We start from the raw sequence: 19,660 nt of genomic DNA, 5'->3' as shown, positions 1-19,660 counted from the left end.
TGGTCCCGTGGGGGTACGGCCCCGATGGCGCGGTCCGCTCTCAGGCGGTGGCACCCGGGGTGTTTCCGGCCTCGCGGCTCGCAGCGGCGGCGCGCTTGAGTGCCGCGTCGCGGCCCCGCACGTACCAGATGCCGATCAGTCCGAGCCCGGCACCGGCCAGACAGGTCCAGATCCACCACAGGTGTCCGTGGTCGTCGAACCAGCCGTAGAACGGGAGCTGGACCAGGAAGAGGACGAACCAGAGGATCGTGCCGCCGGTGATGGTGGCGACGACGGGCCCCTCCAGGGGCTCGGGTGCCTCGTGCTTCGGTGTCCACTTCGCCATGCGTTCAGTGTATGCGGCGTGTGTGTAAAGGCCGTCGGGCCAGTCGGCGCAAGGGTCTACGCGCGGAGATAGCGATCTTTGCCTTATGTATTCATACTGAATCTGCTTACGGCTGACTCGATTCGTTCGTATGAAAGTACAAAGCTGACCGATTTTAGCCCCCCTTCTACGCACGACTGAGGTCATACATGTCCCCCTCGGCCACCGCTCCGGTCGACTCCACCCCGCCCCCGTCGCCCACCGGCGGCCTGGACGGCTTCTTCAAGATCTCCGAGCGGGGGTCGTCGGTCGCGCGTGAGATCCGTGGTGGCTTCGCCACGTTCTTCGCGATGGCGTACATCATCGTGCTGAACCCGATCATTCTGGGCAGCGCGAAGGACATGTACGGCCACCAGCTCGACAGTGGCCAGCTGGTCACCGCGACGGTGCTGACCGCGGCGTTCTCCACCCTGCTCATGGGCGTCATCGGCAACGTGCCGATCGCGCTGGCCGCCGGTCTTGGCGTCAACACCGTCGTCGCCCTCCAGCTCGCCCCCCGGATGAGCTGGCCCGACGCGATGGGCATGGTCGTCCTCGCGGGCATCGTGGTCATGCTGCTCGTCGCGACCGGGCTGCGGGAACGCGTGATGAACGCCGTACCGACCTCGCTCCGCAAGGGCATCGCGATCGGTATCGGTCTCTTCATCCTGCTGATCGGCCTGGTCGACTCGGGCTTCGTCTCCCGCATCCCCGACATCGCGCACACCACCGTGCCGCTCCAGCTGGGCAACGACGGTCACCTCAACGGCTGGCCGGTCCTGGTCTTCGTCCTCGGCGCGCTGCTCACCCTCGCGCTGATCGTCCGCAAGGTGCCGGGCGCGATCCTGATCTCCATCGTGGCGATGACCGTCGTCGCGCTGATCATCGACGCGGTCGCCGACCTGCCGGGCGAGGCCTGGGGCCTGACCGTGCCGGAATGGCCGGGCAATCCGGTCGCGTCGCCCGACTTCGGGCTGATCGGCGACGTCAGCCTGTTCGGCGGCTTCGACAAGGTCGGTGTCCTCACCGGCGTCCTGTTCGTCTTCACCGTGCTGCTGTCCTGCTTCTTCGACGCGATGGGCACCATCCTCGGCGTCGGCGACGAGGCGAAGCTGACCGACAAGGACGGCAACTTCCCGGGCATCAACAAGGTGCTGTTCGTCGACGGCATCGCGGTCGCCGCGGGCGGCGCGAGCTCCGCCTCGGCGGGCACCTGCTTCGTGGAGTCCACGGCGGGTGTCGGTGAGGGAGCCCGTACCGGCTTCGCGAGCATCGTCACGGGTCTGCTGTTCACGGCGTCGCTGTTCCTCACACCGCTGGCGACCATGGTCCCCTCGCAGGCGGCCACTCCGGCCCTGCTGGCGGTCGGCTTCCTGATCATCGCGGGCTCGGTGCGGGACATCGACTGGAGCGACTACACGCTCGCGATCCCGGCCTTCCTCGCCATGGTCATGATGCCGTTCACGTACTCGATCACCAATGGCATCGGCATCGGCTTCATCACGTTCTGCGTGCTGCGGCTGGCGGTCGGCCGAGGCCGTGAGGTGCCGGTGGCCATGTACGTGGTGTCGGCCGTCTTCGTCTTCTACTACGCGATGCCGGCGCTCGGCCTCACGTGATCCCGGAAGGGACGCAGTCTCGGGAGGGCTCACGGCCCGGAGGTCTCCTCAGGTGACCTCCTCGGCCGCGACCCCCTCCGCCCCGTAGAACTTCTCCGTTTCGTCGACGGCCGCCTGGAAGCGCTCGTCGAAATCGTCGCGAATGAGCGTCCGGACCACATAGTCCTGGACGCTCATTCCGCGTTTGGCGGCGTGCTGCTTGAGCCGTTCGAGCAGCTCACCGTCTATCCGCAGGCTGAGCACTGTCGATCCCATGGCAAGCAGGGTTACGTCCTGCGGGCCCGACACGCGTGACTTTCCGGAATCGACTCACTCGTTTGGGTGATCGATTGGTGATCTGGGCCTCGCGCGTGTACCACCGAGTGGTCTTTAGAAAAGGTAATGAGTTACGCTAACAAACATGCCTGACCTGATCCACGACAGCGACAGTGCCGCCGCCGTGAGCTCCCTTCGTTCCGCCGTCATGCTGCTCGGCCGGCGCCTCAAGCACCAGCGCGTCGACGAGTCGCTGAGCCCCACCGAGATGTCGGTGCTCGGCACGCTCGCCCGCTGCGGCTCGGCCACCCCCGGTGAGCTGGCCCGCAAGGAGCATGTGCAGCCGCCGTCGATGACCCGCATCGTCGCGCTGCTGGAAGCCAAGGGATTGGTCAGACTGGAACCGCACCCCGATGACCGTCGTCAGAAGATGGTCAGCCAGACCGAGCAGGCCGAAGCCATGCTCGCCGAGAGCCGCGACAAGCGGAACGCCTGGCTGACCACTCTCGCCGAAGGCCTGGACGAGGACGAGTGGGAGACGCTGCGCAACGCGGCGCCCGTGCTGGAGAAGCTCGCCCACCTGTAGCGGAGCGGGCCGCGCCGGACCATCACCGGCGCACCGCCCCCGCCGTCGCATCCCCGTCAGTCAGCACCATGTCCACGCCCGAGGAGGCGAACCCTTTTGAGTACGGGATCCGGAGCAGACTCCGCCCCCGCACCGACTTCCACCCACGAGAGCAAGCCCGGCGGGACCTTCTCGTCGCTGAAGATCCGCAACTACCGCCTGTTCGCCACCGGCGCCGTGATCTCCAACACCGGTACCTGGATGTCCCGCATCACGCAGGACTGGCTCGTCCTGAGCCTCACCGGGTCCGCCACCGCCGTCGGTATCACCACGGCGCTCCAGTTCCTCCCGATGCTGCTCTTCGGCCTGTACGGCGGCGTCATCGCCGACCGGCTCCCGAAGCGCAAGCTCCTCCTTGTCAGCCAGGCGGCGCTCGGCCTGTGCGGGATCGCGCTCGCCGTGCTCACGCTCTCCGGTGTGGTCGAGGTGTGGCACGTCTATCTGATCGCCTTCCTGCTCGGCATGGTCACGGTCGTGGACAACCCGGCCCGCCAGGCGTTCGTCTCCGAGATGGTCGGCCCGGCCCAGTTGCGGAACGCGGTCAGCCTGAACTCGGCGAACTTCCAGTCCGCCCGTCTCATCGGTCCCGCCGTCGCGGGTGTGCTGATCACCTCGGTCGGCAGCGGCTGGGCCTTCATGTTCAACGGCCTGTCGTTCCTCGCACCGCTCGTCGGCCTGCTGATGATGCGTACGAGCGAACTGCACAAGGCCGTCGTCGTCCCACGCGCCAAGGGGCAGCTCCGTGAGGGGCTGCGCTACGTCTCCGGACACCCCGAGCTGATCTGGCCGATCGTCCTCGTCGGCTTCGTCGGCACATTCGGTTTCAACTTCCCGATCTGGCTGACGGCCTTCGCGGACGAGATCTTCCACGGCGGCGCAGGGATGTACTCGTTCTTCAACATCCTCATGGCGGCGGGCTCCCTCGCCGGCGCCCTCCTCGCCGCCCGCCGCCGCTCCTCGCGGCTGCGGATGCTGGTGGCGGCCGGTACGGTGTTCGGCGCGCTGGAGATCGTCGCCTCCCTGGCACCGTCCGTCTGGCTCTTCGCGCTCCTGCTCGTCCCGATCGGCATGATCGGCCTGACGACCAACATAAGCGCGAACACCAGCGTGCAGATGGCCTCCGACCCGGCCATGCGCGGCCGGGTGATGAGCCTGTACATGATGGTCTTCGCAGGGGGTACGCCGGTGGGCGCCCCGATCGTCGGCTGGATCAGCGACGCGTACGGCGTCCGGACCGGCATGGCGGTCGGCGGGGCGTTCTCCCTGGCGGCCGCGCTCGGTGTCGGCTTCATGCTGGCCCGCGTCGGCGGCCTGCGCCTCAAGGTCGACCTGCGACCGGGCCGCCCGCATGTGCGGTTCGTCCCACGCGAGCAGCTGGCGACGGCGGCCTGAGCGCGGGGGCCGGGGGCGAGACCGCGGCCCCGGCCTCGCATACACATACGCATAGGCACACGGATACGAGACGGCCCCGACCGGGTTTCCGGTACGGGGCCGTCTCATGTCGTGGGAGCGCGGCGTGGCGGGGTGGGGCGCAGGCCGGCCGGTGAGCCGAGGGCGGTGCCAGACTTGCCGTATGAGACTCTTCGCCGCCGTCCTGCCACCGGCCCCCGCCGTCGAGGAGCTGCGCCGGGCGGTGGCTCCACTGCGCTCCCTGCCGGGCGCCGGCACGCTGCGCTGGACCGGGACCGCCGGCTGGCACTACACGCTCGCCTTCCTCGGGGACGTCGACGAGGAGCTGCTGCCCGACCTCCACAGCCGGCTGGAGCGGGCCGCGTACCGGACCGAGGCGTTCCCGCTGCGGATCCACGGCGCCGGGCGGTTCGACGGGCGGGCGCTGTGGGCGGGGGCCGCGGGCGCGCTGGACATCCTGCGGCTGCTGGCCGAGCGCGCCCACGCCGCCGCCCGGAGGGCCGGGGTCCCGATGGAGGAGCACCGCCGCTACACCCCGCACCTGACCCTGGCCCGCAGCCGCGTCCCGGCGGACCTGACCCCGTTCACCTCCGCGCTGGAGGGTTTCGAGGGGATGCGCTGGGAGGCCGGTGAGCTCAGCCTCGTACGCAGTTCGCTGCCGGTGAGCGGGGTGCCGGGGGAGCGGCCCAGGTACGAGGTGGTGCGGGCCTGGGGTCTCGGCCGCAGGCCCTGAGGGCTGTCCCGCCAGGAATTGCGGGACAGTCCTCAGCTCCGGGCCCTGGCCGTCGGAAAGGCGAGCGGGGCGGTTACGCTCGTCGGGTGGACCCGAAGACAAGAAACCGCATCATGGCGGCCGTGCTCGTGCTGATGTTCGTCGTCGTGGCAGCGGCGGCCGCCCTCGGGAACTGAGCCCGTGACAAGGACGGCCGCGGCCTGACCGGTCCGGGTCTACCAGGCGAAGTTCTCCGGCGACGGACCCGGGCCGGGGAAGATCTCCTCCAGCGCGGCCAGCACCTCGTCCGAAAGCTCCAGCTCCACCGCGCGCAGCGCGGAGTCGAGCTGTTCCCTCGTTCGGGGACCCGAGATCGGGCCGGTGACTCCGGGCCGGGTCAGCAGCCAGGCCAGGCCGGCCTCGCCGGGCTCGATGCCGTGCTTGTCCAGCAGGTCCTCGTACGCCTGGACCCGCTCCCGCACCTTCGGGTCGGCCAGCGCCTCGGCGGAGCGGCCCGAGACGGACCGGGCGCCGCCGCCCTCGCGCTCCTTGCGGATCGCGCCGCCGAGCAGTCCGCCGTGCAGCGGGGACCAGGGGATGACGCCGAGGCCGTACTCCTGGGCGGCCGGGATGACCTCCATCTCGGCCCCGCGCTCCATCAGGTTGTAGATGCACTGCTCGCTGACCAGCCCGTAGCTGCCCCGCTGCCGGGCCCTCTCGTTGGCCTGGGCGATCTTGTAGCCGGAGAAGTTGGACGAGCCCGCGTAGAGGATCTTGCCCTGCTGGATCAGTACGTCGATGGCCTGCCAGATCTCGTCGATCGGGGTGGACCGGTCGACGTGGTGGAACTGGTACAGGTCGATGTGGTCCGTCTGAAGCCGCTTCAGGCTGGCGTCGACGGCCCGGCGGATGTTGAGGGCGGACAGCTTGTCGTGGTTGGGCCACGCCTCGCCGTCGGCGCCCATGTTGCCGTAGACCTTGGTGGCGAGCACGACCTTGTCGCGGCGGTCGCCGCCCTGTGCGAACCAGGTGCCGAGGATCTCCTCGGTGCGGCCCTTGTTCTCGCCCCACCCGTAGACGTTCGCGGTGTCGAAGAAATTGACGCCCGCGTCGAGGGCGGCGTCCATGAGCGCGTGGCTGTCGCTCTCGTCGGTCTGGGGGCCGAAGTTCATCGTCCCCAGGACGAGGCGGCTGACCTTGAGTCCGGTGCGTCCGAGCTGCGTGTACTTCATGAGGACAACCCAACGCCTTGGAGTCCGCTCGAAGCAAGGGCGGATCTCCGCGGCAGGCACTGGCTCACCCCGTCCGTCGGCGGGCGGGTGCCAGGATCTGCCCCAGCGCCGCAGCGGTGAGGAGCCAGACGCCGAAGGCGACCGGCAGCGCGCCGATCGGGTGCAGCTGATCGCGGTGGGCGAGCACTCCCCAGGCGACGAGGCCGTTGATCCAGCCGCCCATGGAGAGGATCAGCGCCGCGCGCGGTGAGAGGCGGAGCCGGGCGATGAGCTGGTCCGCGATCAGCACGCCCACCGTCAGCGCGGCCACGCAGGCCGCGAACGCGATCACGAGGAAGCGGCCGGCGATCTTGTCGGTGCCCGCGTTGTCGATGAACGAGGCGCCTATCCCGAGGGGGATGGCGAGCAGGAGAGCGGAGACGACGCGGTTGAAGAGCGACTTCTCCCGCGGGTCGAACATGTTGGTGAATCCCTGGGATCCCGCCATGCCCAGCACGCAGCCGAAGCCGGCGCCGACGAGCGGTGCTTGCGGACCCGGCGCGTCGCTGAGTGCCACCAGCAGAGCCGTGACCAGTGCCGTACCCACCCCGGCGAGCCAGGTGGCGGCCACGGTCCGGGTAGAGACCGCACCGCCGCGCGCTCCCTTTCCGGATATGCGCAGCCGCTGGGGTGCGGAGCCGGGCCGCGGGCTGTTCGGCAGCGGGAACGGGTACGCGGGTACGGGCTGCTGGAAGGGGATCGTGGGCGGGGCGACCGGAGGGCCGGGCGGAGGGACCGGAGGGCCGGCCACGGGTGCGCCCGGTGCGACGGGATCCGCCGGGGCCCCCGAGTGCGGGACCGAGCCCAGGACGGTGGGGGTGTCCCCCGGCAGGGCGGGCCCGGTGGGAGACGGCCCGGCCGCGATCGCGGCCCGTAGCAGGGCGGCGGTCTCCGCCGCGTCCCCGGGCCGGTCGCCCGGCTCCTTGGCCAGCAGCCGCAGCACGATCGCGTCGAGTTCGGCGTAGCCCGCGAGCTCGGTACGCCGGGCGCTCGGCGGTTCGGGGACATCGCCCAGGTGCTGGGCCAGTACGGCCGTGCCGGCACCGGTGAACGGTGGCCTGCCCGTGAGCAGCGTGTGGAGCAGACAGCCGAGGGAGTACAGGTCGCTGCGGCTGTCCAGGACGTCGGGCGCCTTGATCTGCTCCGGCGACATGTACAGCGGGGTGCCGATCACGAAGCCGACGGCGGTCAGATCGGTCGGGGTCATCGCGGCGGCCGTCGACAGCATCCGGGCGATCCCGAAGTCGAGGATCTTGATGGTGCCGTCGGCGGTGAGCAGGACGTTGGCCGGCTTGATGTCGCGGTGCACGATGCCCGCCCGGTGCGCGGTCTCCAGCCCCGCGCAGATCGCGACGCCCCAGCCCATCACCTCCTCGGGCGAGGGGAGTCGCGGTTCGCGGCTCGCCATCACCGAGCCGAGATCCATCCCCTGGAGGTGTTCCATGACGAGGTACAGCACGCGTTCCCCGGCCACCTGCGCCTCGCCGAAGTCGTGCAGGGTGACGATGTGCGGGCTCGACAACCCGCCGACGACCCGGGCCTCACGGGCGAAGCGGCTCGCCGAGGTGTCCTCGTCGATACGGGAGAGGACCTTGACCGCGACCTTCCGCCCGATGCGTTCGTCCTCGGCCAGCCAGACCCGGCCCATTCCGCCGGAACCCATGGGCTCCGTCAGCCGGTACCGGCCGTCGAGAATCTCACCGCGCATCGGTCACCCCTCGGTCAACATGCCTTGTCCGCCCTGTACATGATGACTCGGCAGGTGGCCCGAGGCCCAGCACATCCCGGTACCGGCCGGGCTCGCCGGTAGGGGGCGAGCCCTCGGGGCCTACGCCCCGGCGAACCGGTCCAGCGCCGCCCGCACCGCCCGGCTCGTCGCGGCCCCGCCCAGATGCCCCGCGTCCTCGATCACCGTCAGCTCCGCGTCCGGCCACGCCTTCGCCAGCTCCCAGGCGGTGGACGGCGGGCCGCCCATGTCGAGGCGCCCGTGCACCAGCACGCCCGGGATTCCCGCCAGCCGCCCCGCCTCCCGGATCAGTAGGCCCTCCTCCAGCCACGCCCCGTGGGAGAAGTAGTGCGCGCAGATCCGTACCAGTGCCAGCCGCGCGCTGCCGGGTCGGCCGCTGTACGGGGGCGGGCCGGTGTACGCCTCCTGGGAGAGCACCGCGTCCTCCCAGGCGCACCAGTCCTCCGTGGCCCGGCCCCGTACCTCCGGATCGGGACTCTCCGTGCGCCGGGCGTAGGCGGCGAGCACGTCCGGGGTCGCGTCGCTCGCGGCCTCCGGCACACCGGCCCGGAACACGTCCCACGCCTCGGGGAAGAAGTGGCCGGCGCCCCGGTACAGCCAGTCGATCTCGGATCGGCGGGTCGTGGTGACGGCCGGGATCACGATCTCGCTGACCCGCTCCGGGTGCCGCTCGGCGTACGCCAGGATCAGCGTGGAGCCCCAGGACCACCCGTACAGCAGCCACTTGTCGATGCCGAGCCGGACGCGCAGCCGCTCCATGTCGGCGATCAGGTGGTCCGTCGTGTTGTGCCGCAGGTCGGTGGACGGATCGCTCGCGTGCGGGGTGGAGCGGCCGCAGTTGCGCTGGTCGAAGAGGATCACGCGGTAGCGGTCCGGGTCGAAGTCCTGCCGTGGGCGCGGTGTGCAGCCGGAGCCGGGGCCGCCGTGCACGACCAGGGCGGGCTTTCCGGCCGGGTTGCCGCACGCCTCCCAGTACACGTGGTTGCCGTCGCCCACGTCGAGCATGCCGTGCTCGTACGGTTCGATCGGCGGGTACTTGTCGTCGGGGTGACGTTCCATGACCGTTCTCCCTCTCCCTCTCCCTGTCCCTGTCCCTGTCCCTGTCCCTGTCCCTGTCCCTGTTTCCGCTTCTCTTTCTCCTTCTGTTTCGGATACCTAACCCTTGAGCGCGACGTGGTACGCGGAGGCCCACAGCACCGCGGCGGACGCCAGGCCCACCACGGCCCGCACGCTCCCGTCGGCCAGGCCGGCCGCGAGCAGTACGAATCCGGCGACGCCGACGACGCTCAGCAGGACGGCCGTCCACTTGTACTGCCACTGGTCGTAGAAGCGCGCGAGCGGGAAGAAGTGCAGGCCCACCACGAGGGCGATGGCTGCCGGGATGAACCCGGGGTGCCCGGAGGCGTTGGATGCCGCGATCACCGCGAAGATCGCCACGACCTCGACGCCGTTCACGATGCCGATGGCGCGGCCCCAGTTCGGCGGCAGGCTCACCAGGCGGGGCGACGGCCCGGCGCCCTTGCGGTAGGCGAGGAAGACCGCCACCCCGGTGAGCGGCACGGCGATGATCTCGACGGCCATGGCGGCGCCCGACGAGGCGAGCCCGGATGCCCCGGCGAAGGCCCAGACGACGGCGAACACCGACAGGACGAGAGTGCCCCGGCGGCGCAGGGCACGGGTGAGGGAAACGCACTCGGCATGGGCCGCGTCGGAGGGGGCGGATATGCCGGGCGTTCCCGGCTGCGCAGGCGATTCGGGTGGCGTGGGTGGCGTGGGAGTCATGGGCGTCATGCGCGGAGAGTACAGCGATCATGCTCTCCGGCCGCCGGATTTCCGGGGCCTGTGGGTGCCGGATTCCGTACCGCTCCGCGGCGTAGCCTGGGAAGCGTGAACTCCACTCCCGAGGTACTCGCCGTACTCGACGGCCTGCTTGCCGACGCAGCCCCCGAAGACCGCGGAGCGCTCTGGCAACTGGACAAGCCGGGAAGGGAGTTGGACGCCAACCTGGTCCGTCTGCCGCCGGATGCCGAGGTGGGGGAGCATCAGGAGGACGTGCTGGACGTGCTTCTCGTGGTCCTCGAAGGCAGCGGTCGTCTCACTCCGGGCGGCGGGGCCGAAGCGCTCACCCTGAGCCCCACCACGGTCATGTGGCTCCCGCGCACCTCGCGGCGTTCCCTGGCGGCGGGCCCGGACGGGCTCGCCTACCTCACGGTGCACCGCCGCCGTCCGGGCCTCTCGGTGAGGAGCGCGCCGGCCGCAGAGGTGACGTACGAGGGAGGCGAGGCGCCCTGCGCCCTGGACCGGGTCTGCCCCGAGTGCGGCCGGATGTCGCAGGAGTCCGCGCCGAAATACTGCGGCGAGTGCGGGGAACGCTTCCCGGGGCGTTGACCCCGGGCCGCTGAACCGGGGGAGCGCCTCCGGGCCGCTGCCCCGGAGGCGCTCCTCGCACGGTGCGGCGGCCGTCAGTGCCGCGGCCGGCGGCGGCGTCCCAGGAGGAAAAGGCCGGCGGCGACGAGGAGGAGGGACCCGCTCGCCGCGATGAGGGTGGTGGACGTGCCGGTGTCGGCGAGTCCGGGGCCCGGGGGGCGGCCGCCGTGGTCGCCGTGACCGCCGTGGTGGCCCGGTGGCGGTGTGGGGACGATGTGCGTGTATGCCGGAGAGGGCTTCGTGGGACTCGGGGTCGGGGTCGGGGTGGGTGTCGGTGTGGGTTCGGTGGGGTCGTCCTCGGTGCAGTCGATCTCGGTGGCGAAGGGGAACTGGTGGACCTCGCCCGCGTTGACGGCGGAGCCGTCGTCCGAGAGGGGGCCTGCGGTGAATTCCCTCGCCACCACCGTGCCCTCGATGTTGGAGGGGTCGAGGTCGGTGAGGTCGGCCCGCGGCGCGAAGATCGTGCCTTCCAGGGAGTCGCCGTCCGCCATGGTGATCTCGGTCGCGTCCGGGAAGTTCCACAGCATGTACGGGGCCTGGTCACCCGAAACCCCGGCGAGTTCGGAGACGTGCCAGACGTACGCGCTGTTCGTGCCCGTTGTGTCCACGCTGACCACGAACGGAGTCGTCGCCGACGGGGGCGTGTCGAACGTGATCTCGGAAAGGTTGTTGAGATCCGCGCCGCTCAGGTGGAGGACGTTCGTCCTGCCTTCCACGAGCCTGACGTGAGCGGCCGTCCCGGCGGGGAAGCCGGTCTGGTCGGGCAGCGGGCTTCCGGCGGCGTCGCGCAGGACGACGTTGGTGCTGCAGGTGGCGATCGCTTCCGAGCGGGCCCGGTAGGCCGTGAAGAGCGCGTCGAGGTCGGGCAGACCGGTGGTTTCGGTGACGGAGTCGAGGGGCTGACGGACCGTTGTCTCGATCCGGGGCGTCGAGTTGTAGCCCGTGCCGGATGCCCCCGCCTGCGTGTCGACATCGGCGTTGTTGGCGTCCTGGTTCAGGACGTCGGTGCCGGTAGGGTCCCCGATCTTCAGGTAGCCGTTGCTGAGCACCTTCAGCACGCCCTGCGGTGAACTGTCGGTGTAGTCGATCCTGCCGCCCACGAGCAGGGTGGTCGGCCGGGCGTCACCGGGTGCGGTGAAGGTGCCGGGGGTTTGCAGCCCGACGTTGTAACCGGGGCCGAAGGTGAGGTTTCCGCCGATGGCCACTGAACCCTCGGTCTCGGTGCTGCCCAGGGTGGCGTCGCCCTGGATGATCACGCCGAAGCCGTTGTCCCCGGCCAGTGGGTTGCCCGAGTAGTCGGCCGAGGCGGGGACTGCCGAGGCCAGGCACAGGACACAGACGGTTGCGGCGGCGAGACTGGTGCGTTTCATGCCCGGGAACGTAAATGTGATGACCAGCCCGCGCGTCGTGGCGACGCCATAGAGTCACCCGGATGGGTGTGTGGTTCATCCCTCCGGCGCGTTTCGCTACGGCCGACGGGAGGAAGAGCCCCCGGTTCGGGGCGGGGGAGGGGCCGTCCCCGGTTCAGGGCGGGGCAGCCCCGGTTCAGATCGGGCGAGGGCCGGTTCCCGGTTCAGGACGGGGCGATGTCCGACCAGAGCTGGGTCCGGTCCTGTACGTCACAGGTCACGGTCGTCAGGGAGTTGTACGGGGTCACACTCAGACACGCACCCAGACGTGAGTTGACGTAGGTGTGGCCCTTGGCGGACGTGGCGCCGATCTTCCAGGTCTGGCCCGAGGCACCGTTGCAGTCCTTGAACGCGTACCCGTTGAACTGCTGAGGCTCCAGACACTTCCCCGTCTCCTTGTTCAGAAGGGTGAAGGTGCTGCCCGACCGGGACGAGTACGTCCACGCGTAGTCCATCCTGGTTCCGCTGCTTGACCCCGAACCGCACTGCGCGGTGGTCGCGGTGGCGCCGCCCGAGTACGGGTTGATGGATGCCGCCAGACACCGCCCGCTGGAGGAGTTCTCCAGCCAGTGCGTTCCGGAGGGGGCAGGCTGCGCGGGGGGCTGCCCGCCTCCTCCCGAGCCGCCCGAACTCCCGCCGGAGCTGCTGCCTCCGGAGTCGCTGCCCCCGGAGTCGCCCGACCCGCCGGACGTACCCGACGCGGCGGTGCCACCGCTCGAACCGCCGCTCCCGGTCGTGCCCGCGCCCTCACCGGCGGCCCCGCCCGCACCACCACCGCCCGCACCGCCGCCTGCCGCCTCCTTGGACGGCGAGGCGCCCGGCTTCTTCCCGGAGGCCGACGGCTTGGGCGAGGCCTTCGCGGGATCCGAGGACGGTCCGTCCGTCGCGGACGCGGACGCGGAGCCGGACGAGGCCGGGGCGCCGGGCGTCCGCGGTCCGGAGGCCCCGGGGCGCGCGTCCGCGTCCGGCATCACGAAGGGCGCGAGCTTGAACGTCAGGCCACCGCCCACCACCACGACCACCGGCAGCGCGATGAGCAGCACCCGCCGCCGCCCGGCCCGCCGCCCGCGGGGAGCGTCGGCCGGCTTCCCGTCCGGGCCGGTGCCGGGCTTCACGATCTGTACGGGGCCGGGCTCGGGGTCCGTACCGGCGTCCGGGGAGTCCGGGGCCTCGGCCTCGGTCCCCGCTGCGGGCGGCTGCGCGGCGAACGCCTCGCGCTGGGTGATCCGGTGCGTGACGGCCGGCGGCCACAGGGAGGAGGACACGGCGGGCACATGGCCGGCGGCCAGTTCGAAGAGCTCGTCGGCGGTGGGCCGTTCGGCGGCCTCCTTGGCGAGGCAGGACCTCACGATGCCGGCCAGCTCCGGATCCGTCTCCGGCAGCCGTCCGAAGTCGGGCGACTCGTGGACGATGCGGTACAGCAGGTCGAGCCCGGAACCGTCCCCGAAGGGCGGCCTCCCGTTGGCCGCGTACAGCAACAGGCTGCCGAGCGCGAAGACGTCCGCCGCGCCGGTCAGCTTCTGGTTGGCGACGGCCTGTTCGGGCGCCATGTAGGCGGGGGTGCCGACGACCATGCCGGTCTTGGTGAGCCGGCTCTGATCGGCGGCCCGGGCCACTCCGAAGTCGATCAGGGTGATGCCGTCGAGCGTCAGCATGACGTTGGACGGTTTGAGATCACGGTGCACGATGCCTGCGGCGTGCACCGTGCGCAGCCCGGCCGCCGCGTCGCGCAGCAGCTGCCAGAGGGAGTCGGCGGGCAGCGGCTCGTCGTGCAGCCGTAGAGCCTCGCTGAGCGTGATGCCCGGGATGTACTCGGTGGCGAACCACGGCGGCCGGTGGGTGCGGTCGCTCGCCAGCAGGCGCGCGCTCGTACCGCTCGGCAGCTTGCCGAGGTTGTCCAGCTCGTGCCCGAAGTGCCCCAGGAAGGCGGTGTCCTCGGCCAGTGCGGGGAGTACCTGCTTCACGGCGGCGTAGTGCCCCGCGCCCCGCCCGGCCTGCTTCGACTCCTCCGGTACCACGCCGAGATAGACCCGCCCCATGCCTCCGGAGCCGAGCACCCCGAGCAGTCGGAACGGTCCGATCCTGCGTGGATCCTGCGACTCCAGCGGCCTGGCTCCGCTGCCGCTCACATTGGAATGCTGTTCTGGTCCCCCGTGCATGGCCATAGGTTAGCGGAGGCCTCCATGGGGCTGGTGATCCCCCAAACCCGTTGTCCACAGCCTGTGTTGACGCTCCGGTCGAGCGCCGCCGGGGCACCCGCCCGCCCCCGTTCCCGTCCCCGTGTCGCCCCGCGCCCGTCCTCGTTCCCGCCCCGCGCCCGCCGCCGTTCCCGCCCCGCGCCCGCCGCCGTTCCCGCCCCGCGCCCGCCGCCGTTCCCGCCCCGCGCCCGCTTCCGTTCCCGCCGCGCGCCCGCCGCCGTGCTCGTCCAGTGTCCGGACGCCCAACGCCCGGACGCCCACTGTCCGGGCACCCACTGTCCGGACGCCCCCGGGAACTGGATGGCCCTGCCACCCGTCCTGGAAAGCGAGGTCGAACAGACGGGAACACGGAACATCATGGTGGAGCGGACGGACAGCGGTGTGACCACGGCGGCCGAGGCAGGCGTCTCCCGGTGGGCGTGGGAGCGCCCGGGGCGCTGGACGCGCGGCCGGGTGATCGCCGGGCTCGCGCTGCTCACGGCGCTCCTGCTCGCGTTCCCTCGGGTACTGCCCAACCGGCCCGGCCACCTGGGCAGTCTGCTGGAGGTGTTCCTGCCGTGGCTCGGCCTCGCCGTCGTGCCGCTGCTCGTCTCCGCCCTGCTGCGCCGTTCGGCCACCGCGCTGCTGTCCCTGCTGCTGCCGCTCGCGGCATGGGGCTACGCGTTCGGCGGGCTGTTCCTTGCCGCGCCGGAGGCCGGGGAGCGCGATCTGGTTGTGGTGCAGCACAACGTGAGCGATGTGAACACGGACCCGACAGGAACGGCCCGCACCCTGGCCGATGCCGAGCCGGACCTGATCGCGCTGGAGGAACTCGTCCCTGACGCCCTTCCGGCGTACGAGAAGGCGCTCGCCCCCGACTTCCGGTTCCACGAGGTGCGGGGCACGGTCGGGATCTGGTCGAAGCACCCGCTGTCCGACACGCGAGCGGTCGACATCAAGCCCAAGGGGATCGCGGAGGGCTGGAGCCGGGGCCTGCGCACCGTTGTCCACACTCCGTACGGAGAAGTCGCGGCCTATGTCGCCCATCTGCCCTCGATCCGGGTCGGCATGAGCGGGTACGCCTCCGCCTGGCGGGACGAGAGCGCCCACCTGCTGGGCAGGGCCGTCGCGGCCGAGACGGTCGGCAAGGTGATCGTGCTGGGTGACCTCAACAGCACGGTCGACGACCGCGGTCTGTCCCCTCTCACCTCGCAGCTGAACACCTCGGAGCGCGGCTTCGCGTTCAGCTTCCCCGCATCCTTCCCGCTGGCCCGGATCGACCAGATCCTGGCCCGTGCGGCGACGGTCGGCCGTATCCACACCCTGCCCGCGACGGGCAGCGACCATCTGCCGGTCACGGCCCGGGTCACACTGCGATGAGGGACCGGCCACCAGCCGCCTCACCCACTGGAGGAGACGGTACGGCGGCGCTCTCGCTGCCCGGGGCGCGTGCCACGGGCCGGATCCAGATCCGGAGCTGTCCTGAACGGGCCGCCCCGCGTCTCCTGAAAGGGATGCGGAACCGTCACCAGGCTCTGAGCACGGCGTGGGCCACCCCTGCTTCTCGCCCTGTTCCCTGCCCAGTTCCCCGCCCCGTTCCTATCCCCGCTCTTCGCCCCGTTCCTGAAGTCTCATCCCCAGGATGAGGGCGGCGGGCTCGTCCGCGAGCTCCTCGAACCCGAGGTGCCGGTAGAAGCCGACCGCGCCCGCGTTCGCCTTGCCCACGCCGAGGTGAACCCCGCGGACGCCGCGGCTTCGCAACGCCCTGAGCAAGGTGCGGATCAGGCGGGCCCCGTTGCCTCCACCCTGTGCCTCCGGCAGGAGGTCGATATGCAGATGGGCGGGGTACGCGGCCACCACAGCGGCCGGAGCGGTGGGGGGACGGTCTATCCACCTCTGGGCGAAGGCGTCGGCGGAACCTTCGCGCACCGGCACCCCCTCGCGCCGGGCGCGGAGTGCGGGCCACCATTCCCGTTCGAGGGTCTGCTCGAACGAAGCGGTGTCGGCAACGCCGAGGACGTACCCGGATGCGGGCCGGTCCGGGCGGGCGAGGACCCAGGCGAGGTCGGGGGCGTAGCGGAGGTAGGGGGCGAGGAAGATATCGCCGGGGAGACGCGGGTCCTCGAAGGAGCCCGTCGCGTCCTTGCCCGATGCGGCGGTGCGCAGGCAGATGTCGTAGAGGCGGTCGGTTTCCGCCGGATCGTCCGTGCGGGCGGCGCGAATCCGGGGCTCTTCGGTCGGTTGCGGTCGGTCGTTCACGGGTGCCTTTCGGGGGGAACGGGAGGGGCGGTCGGTCGCCCCGTGCGCGCCAAACCTCTCTGAACCCGGCTCCGAAAGCCACCGCCCCGCACCGGGCGGCCGGCCACGGGTCAGCCGATCCCTCCGTTCGCGTACAGGACCTGCCCGTTGATCCAGCGTCCGGGGCCCGCGAGGAACGCGACGGCTTCGGCTATGTCGGCGGGGGTCCCGAGGCGCTCCAGCGGGGTGCGGGAGGCGATCGCGTCGACGACCTCATCCGGCTTCCCCGCCAGGAAGAGCGGCGTGGCTGTCGGGCCGGGCGCGACGGCGTTCACCGTCACATCGCGGCCCTTCAGCTCGCGGGCGAGGATCAGCGTCATCGCCTCGACCGCGCCCTTGGTGGCGGCGTAGGCACCGTACGCGGGCTGCTGCAGCCGGGTCACCGAGGTCGAGAAGTTGATCAGGGCGCCACCGGCCCGGAGCGTACGGGCGGCGAGCTGGGAGACGACGAAGGTGCCGCGCACATTGATGCGGTGCATGCGGTCGAAGTCGGCGAGGTCGAGCTCGGCGATCGGTGAGAGGAGCATGATCCCTGCCGTGTTGACGACCACGTCGACGCCGCCGTACAGCTGCTCGGCCGTCGCGAAGAGCGAGGCCATCACGGTCTCGTCGGCCACGTCGCCGCCGATCGCGGTCGCCACCCCGCCGGCTGCGGTGACGGCGGCCACGACCTCCTCGGCGCGGGTCTTGTCCCTGCCGTAGTGCACGACGACGGCGAGGCCGTCGGAGCCCAGGCGCTCGGCGACGGCGCGGCCGATACCGCCAGAGGCGCCGGTGACGATTGCCACGCGCGGCGAGGAGGCGGCGGGACCTGCGGTGGGGTTCGCGGATTTCACAGGGTCCACAGGGTTCGCAAGGTTCGCAGAGTTCACAGGGCTTGTGAGGTCTGCGGGGTTTGCGGGGTTTGCAGGGTTCTCGTGGTTAACAGAGTTCATGGTGCCGCCTCCCTCGATTTTATGGACGAATCGTCCATAAAATAAATGTAGACTGATCGTCCATATATGGCAAGCCCCGAAAGGCTGAGGACACGTGGACGAGTCGCCGAAGGGTCCGGAAAGGCGCGGCAGGGGCCGCCGCCCGGCCGCGGAAGTGCGGCAGACCGTGCTGGAGACGGCCGGCGCGATGCTGTTCGAGGCAGGGCTGACCGGGATCACCTTCGAGAAGGTGGCCTCCCGCGCCGGTGCCAGCAAGATGACGCTCTACAAGTGGTGGCCCTCGCCGGGTGCCCTGGCCTTCGAGGCGTACTACACGGCCGTGGAGGACACCCTCGCGTTCGCCGACACGGGTGACATCGAGCGCGACCTCACGGCCCAGCTCCACTCCTTCGTCGGCCTGCTCACCGCCCCGGCCACCGGCCATGTGATCGCCCAGCTCGCCGGTGCGTCGCAGACCGACCCCGCCCTGGCCGATGCCCTCGCGCAGCACTACACCCACCCCCGCCGCCGTCTCGCGGTGGACCGGCTGATCCGTGCGCAGCGGGCGGGCCAGATCCGGGCCGATGTCGATCCCCAGGTGGTTGTCGACCAGCTCTGGGGCGCCTGCTACCACCGCCTCCTGCTGCCGGACGAGCCGCTCGACACCGCCTTCGCCGATGCCCTGATCGACAACCTCCTGCGCGGCATCCGGGGGTGATGCGGCGCGGCGGGCGATGAGTCCCGCCGCTGAGGTCAGTCTGTACTTACGGAGCGGACCACGGGCACGTGGACCACGGCCCCGGGCCCACCGCGCCGGGCCCCGGGCCCACGGTCCGAGGCACGCGATCGGACGCACGTGAGGAGAGCATCATGACCGCCACCTACACATTCGACGTCTTCTCCAGCCTCGACGGATACGGCAGCGCCGGCGGCGACTGGACGGGCTACTGGGGCAAGCAGGGCCCGGAACTACTCGACCACCGCCTCGGCCTCTACCAGGACGAGCAGCGGATGGTCTTCGGGGTGAACACCTACCGGCTGTTCGCGCAGATGCTGGCCGAGAGCACCGAGGACTCCGACGTACGTGACCCCTGGGTGACCCGGATGCGGAGCCTGCCGGCCACCGTGGTGTCGACCACGCTCGAAGGCCCCCTCGACTGGCCGGACGCGACCGTCGCGCACGGGGACGCCGTCGATGTCGTCGCCCGGCTGAAGAAGGAGTCCGACGTTCCGTTGCGCTCGCACGGCAGCCTGTCGATGAACCGGGCGCTGATGGCCGCCGGCCTGGTCGACCGCGTCCAGGTGACGCTCTACCCGGTGATCACCGGGCGGTCGGGGCTGGACCCCGTATTCAAGGGTGCGGCCGACTTCGACCTCGAACTGATCGACCGGCGAACGCTCGACGGCGACATCCAGGAGCTCACCTACCGGCCCACGCTGCACGGCTGAGCCGGTCGGGCCTGCGCCCGCCGGCCGCCATGTCCGACACCTGGCGTGCCCGGCCCCTCCCTGTGCCCAGCAAGCCATGTCCGGCAACCGCCTTGCCCAGCAGTCGCCATGGACGGCAACCGCCTTTCCCGGCACTCGCCATGTACGGCAACCGCCATGTCCGGCCCCTTGTTTCGCCACCGAGGCATCAATCAGGAGGCAGTCACCGCCGCGCGGAGGGCGCGGTTGCGGACCAGGGGCGCGAGGCCCGCCATGAGGAGGGCGGCGGCGAGCGGGAGCAGGTCGAGGTTGACCGCGATGACGACGAAGGCGGCCAGGACGAGCACGGGGCTCCATACGGGAAGCCGCGCGGGGCGGGACGCGACCAGCATGGCCAGCAGGGTCAGGAGGCCGAGCTGGAAGGCCAGGGGTCCCGCGATCTCCAGCGGTTCGGGCAGCGGGGCGGCGTCGTCGAAGCGGGGGAACAGGTCGCCGACGATCACCCAGAGGAAGCACCCGGCCCCGAACACCCCGGCGACCATGGCCGCACCGGCGGCCGCAGCCCTCCGCGCCGTACGGACGGGGACGAGCGCGCGCAGCTCCACGACAAGAGCGCCGAGCAGGAGGAAGGCGGCGAAGAAGAAGGTGTGGCCGATGTTCCAGGCGAGCCCGGGACCGTGGTCGCCGTCCCTGCCGTCGATGAGTCGGAAGACGCCGTAGAGGAGCAGGAAGATCGGAACCAGCAGGGCGAAAAGGCGAGTTGAGCGCGTTGTCTCGGTCATGTCACTACCGTCGCGGACGCCCGGCTCGCGGGCTATCGGGACGATCCCCGACGCCGCCCGGAGGTATTGCCCTGAGAAGTCCCTGACTCCTGGCGCCTGACACTTGGCGCCTGACTTCTGACTCCTGGCACCTGACTCCTGGCAAGAGAGGTCTGACATTGATGCTGATACTGAGGTTCCGGTGGCTGTGGCTCTGGGTCTGACTGACGCCCTGCTGGGCTGTCTTCCGGTTGTACTGTCCAG

At 70.9% G+C, this 19,660-nt stretch carries 19 protein-coding genes; 8 read left to right on the top strand and 11 right to left on the bottom strand.

What is annotated here, in order from left to right; all coding sequences use genetic code 11:
• Positions 1–40 precede the first annotated feature (40 nt).
• Positions 41–325: a DUF2530 domain-containing protein gene (locus tag ACZ4LX_RS36310; protein WP_467651274.1), complete on the bottom strand. Its 285-nt coding sequence runs from the start codon at positions 323–325 to the stop codon at positions 41–43.
• 188 nt (positions 326–513) lie between these two features.
• On the opposite strand from ACZ4LX_RS36310, the gene ACZ4LX_RS36305 reads away from it, so the two are divergent.
• A complete protein-coding gene (locus ACZ4LX_RS36305) occupies positions 514–1,962 on the top strand; it encodes an NCS2 family permease (RefSeq protein ID WP_467651275.1) in 1,449 nt (482 codons plus the stop codon).
• 48 nt (positions 1,963–2,010) lie between these two features.
• Here the strand turns inward: ACZ4LX_RS36305 and ACZ4LX_RS36300 are convergent, their stop codons facing one another.
• On the bottom strand, positions 2,011–2,217 hold the full coding sequence (locus ACZ4LX_RS36300; protein WP_467651276.1) for a ribbon-helix-helix protein, CopG family: 207 nt from the start codon (positions 2,215–2,217) through the stop codon (positions 2,011–2,013).
• A 145-nt stretch (positions 2,218–2,362) separates the two neighbouring features.
• Here ACZ4LX_RS36300 and ACZ4LX_RS36295 point away from each other — a divergent pair, with 145 nt between their 5' ends.
• From ACZ4LX_RS36295 to thpR, 3 genes are all read left to right on the top strand, one after another.
• Positions 2,363–2,803: a MarR family winged helix-turn-helix transcriptional regulator gene (locus ACZ4LX_RS36295; protein ID WP_350996774.1), complete on the top strand. Its 441-nt coding sequence runs from the start codon at positions 2,363–2,365 to the stop codon at positions 2,801–2,803.
• Positions 2,804–2,899: 96 nt separating this feature from the next.
• The gene (locus ACZ4LX_RS36290; protein WP_467651277.1) at positions 2,900–4,234 is read left to right on the top strand and encodes an MFS transporter; all 1,335 of its coding nucleotides are present in this window, start codon (positions 2,900–2,902) and stop codon (positions 4,232–4,234) included.
• A gap of 181 nt (positions 4,235–4,415) precedes the next feature.
• Positions 4,416–4,985 carry an RNA 2',3'-cyclic phosphodiesterase gene (gene thpR, locus ACZ4LX_RS36285; RefSeq protein WP_467651278.1) on the top strand — a complete coding sequence of 190 codons (570 nt, stop codon included), beginning with the start codon at positions 4,416–4,418 and terminating at the stop codon, positions 4,983–4,985.
• 215 nt (positions 4,986–5,200) lie between these two features.
• Here the strand turns inward: thpR and ACZ4LX_RS36280 are convergent, their stop codons facing one another.
• From ACZ4LX_RS36280 to ACZ4LX_RS36265, 4 genes are all read right to left on the bottom strand, one after another.
• On the bottom strand, positions 5,201–6,196 hold the full coding sequence (locus ACZ4LX_RS36280; protein ID WP_467651279.1) for an aldo/keto reductase: 996 nt from the start codon (positions 6,194–6,196) through the stop codon (positions 5,201–5,203).
• Between the two features lie 64 nt (positions 6,197–6,260).
• Entirely contained in the window at positions 6,261–7,943 is a 1,683-nt protein-coding gene (locus tag ACZ4LX_RS36275; protein ID WP_467651280.1) for a serine/threonine-protein kinase, read from the bottom strand.
• A gap of 120 nt (positions 7,944–8,063) precedes the next feature.
• Positions 8,064–9,041 (bottom strand): prolyl aminopeptidase, encoded by a 978-nt coding sequence (gene pip / locus ACZ4LX_RS36270; protein WP_467651281.1) that lies wholly within the window; start codon positions 9,039–9,041, stop codon positions 8,064–8,066.
• A 96-nt stretch (positions 9,042–9,137) separates the two neighbouring features.
• Positions 9,138–9,773, bottom strand: a complete 636-nt coding sequence (locus ACZ4LX_RS36265; protein WP_467651282.1) for a hypothetical protein — start codon at positions 9,771–9,773, stop codon at positions 9,138–9,140.
• A 96-nt stretch (positions 9,774–9,869) separates the two neighbouring features.
• Between ACZ4LX_RS36265 and ACZ4LX_RS36260 the strand changes: the two genes are divergently transcribed.
• Complete coding sequence (locus ACZ4LX_RS36260; RefSeq protein ID WP_467651283.1) at positions 9,870–10,370, top strand: hypothetical protein; 501 nt, start codon at positions 9,870–9,872, stop codon at positions 10,368–10,370.
• 74 nt (positions 10,371–10,444) lie between these two features.
• On the opposite strand, the gene ACZ4LX_RS36255 is transcribed toward ACZ4LX_RS36260, so the two are convergent.
• Positions 10,445–11,779, bottom strand: coding sequence for a collagen-binding domain-containing protein (locus tag ACZ4LX_RS36255; protein ID WP_467651284.1), 1,335 nt, complete (start codon positions 11,777–11,779; stop codon positions 10,445–10,447).
• A gap of 203 nt (positions 11,780–11,982) precedes the next feature.
• Positions 11,983–13,947: a protein kinase domain-containing protein gene (locus ACZ4LX_RS36250; protein WP_467651285.1), complete on the bottom strand. Its 1,965-nt coding sequence runs from the start codon at positions 13,945–13,947 to the stop codon at positions 11,983–11,985.
• A 426-nt stretch (positions 13,948–14,373) separates the two neighbouring features.
• On the opposite strand from ACZ4LX_RS36250, the gene ACZ4LX_RS36245 reads away from it, so the two are divergent.
• Positions 14,374–15,375 carry an endonuclease/exonuclease/phosphatase family protein gene (locus ACZ4LX_RS36245; RefSeq protein WP_467651292.1) on the top strand — a complete coding sequence of 334 codons (1,002 nt, stop codon included), beginning with the start codon at positions 14,374–14,376 and terminating at the stop codon, positions 15,373–15,375.
• A gap of 219 nt (positions 15,376–15,594) precedes the next feature.
• Here ACZ4LX_RS36245 and ACZ4LX_RS36240 read toward each other — a convergent pair whose 3' ends face one another.
• Both ACZ4LX_RS36240 and ACZ4LX_RS36235 read right to left on the bottom strand, forming a co-directional pair.
• A complete protein-coding gene (locus ACZ4LX_RS36240) occupies positions 15,595–16,254 on the bottom strand; it encodes a GNAT family N-acetyltransferase (protein ID WP_467651286.1) in 660 nt (219 codons plus the stop codon).
• 110 nt (positions 16,255–16,364) lie between these two features.
• Positions 16,365–17,081, bottom strand: coding sequence for an SDR family oxidoreductase (locus ACZ4LX_RS36235; protein ID WP_467651287.1), 717 nt, complete (start codon positions 17,079–17,081; stop codon positions 16,365–16,367).
• Between the two features lie 241 nt (positions 17,082–17,322).
• Between ACZ4LX_RS36235 and ACZ4LX_RS36230 the strand changes: the two genes are divergently transcribed.
• Both ACZ4LX_RS36230 and ACZ4LX_RS36225 read left to right on the top strand, forming a co-directional pair.
• A complete protein-coding gene (locus ACZ4LX_RS36230; RefSeq protein WP_467651288.1) occupies positions 17,323–17,925 on the top strand; it encodes a TetR-like C-terminal domain-containing protein in 603 nt (200 codons plus the stop codon).
• A gap of 152 nt (positions 17,926–18,077) precedes the next feature.
• Complete coding sequence (locus ACZ4LX_RS36225; RefSeq protein ID WP_467651289.1) at positions 18,078–18,656, top strand: dihydrofolate reductase family protein; 579 nt, start codon at positions 18,078–18,080, stop codon at positions 18,654–18,656.
• A gap of 191 nt (positions 18,657–18,847) precedes the next feature.
• Here ACZ4LX_RS36225 and ACZ4LX_RS36220 read toward each other — a convergent pair whose 3' ends face one another.
• A complete protein-coding gene (locus tag ACZ4LX_RS36220) occupies positions 18,848–19,417 on the bottom strand; it encodes a hypothetical protein (RefSeq protein WP_467651290.1) in 570 nt (189 codons plus the stop codon).
• Between the last annotated feature and the right edge of the window lie 243 nt (positions 19,418–19,660).

Source organism: Streptomyces sp. NPDC026062 (genome assembly GCF_055568375.1).
The sequence above is the reverse complement of the archived record's forward strand: the minus strand, read 5'-3'. Positions and strand labels throughout refer to the sequence as shown.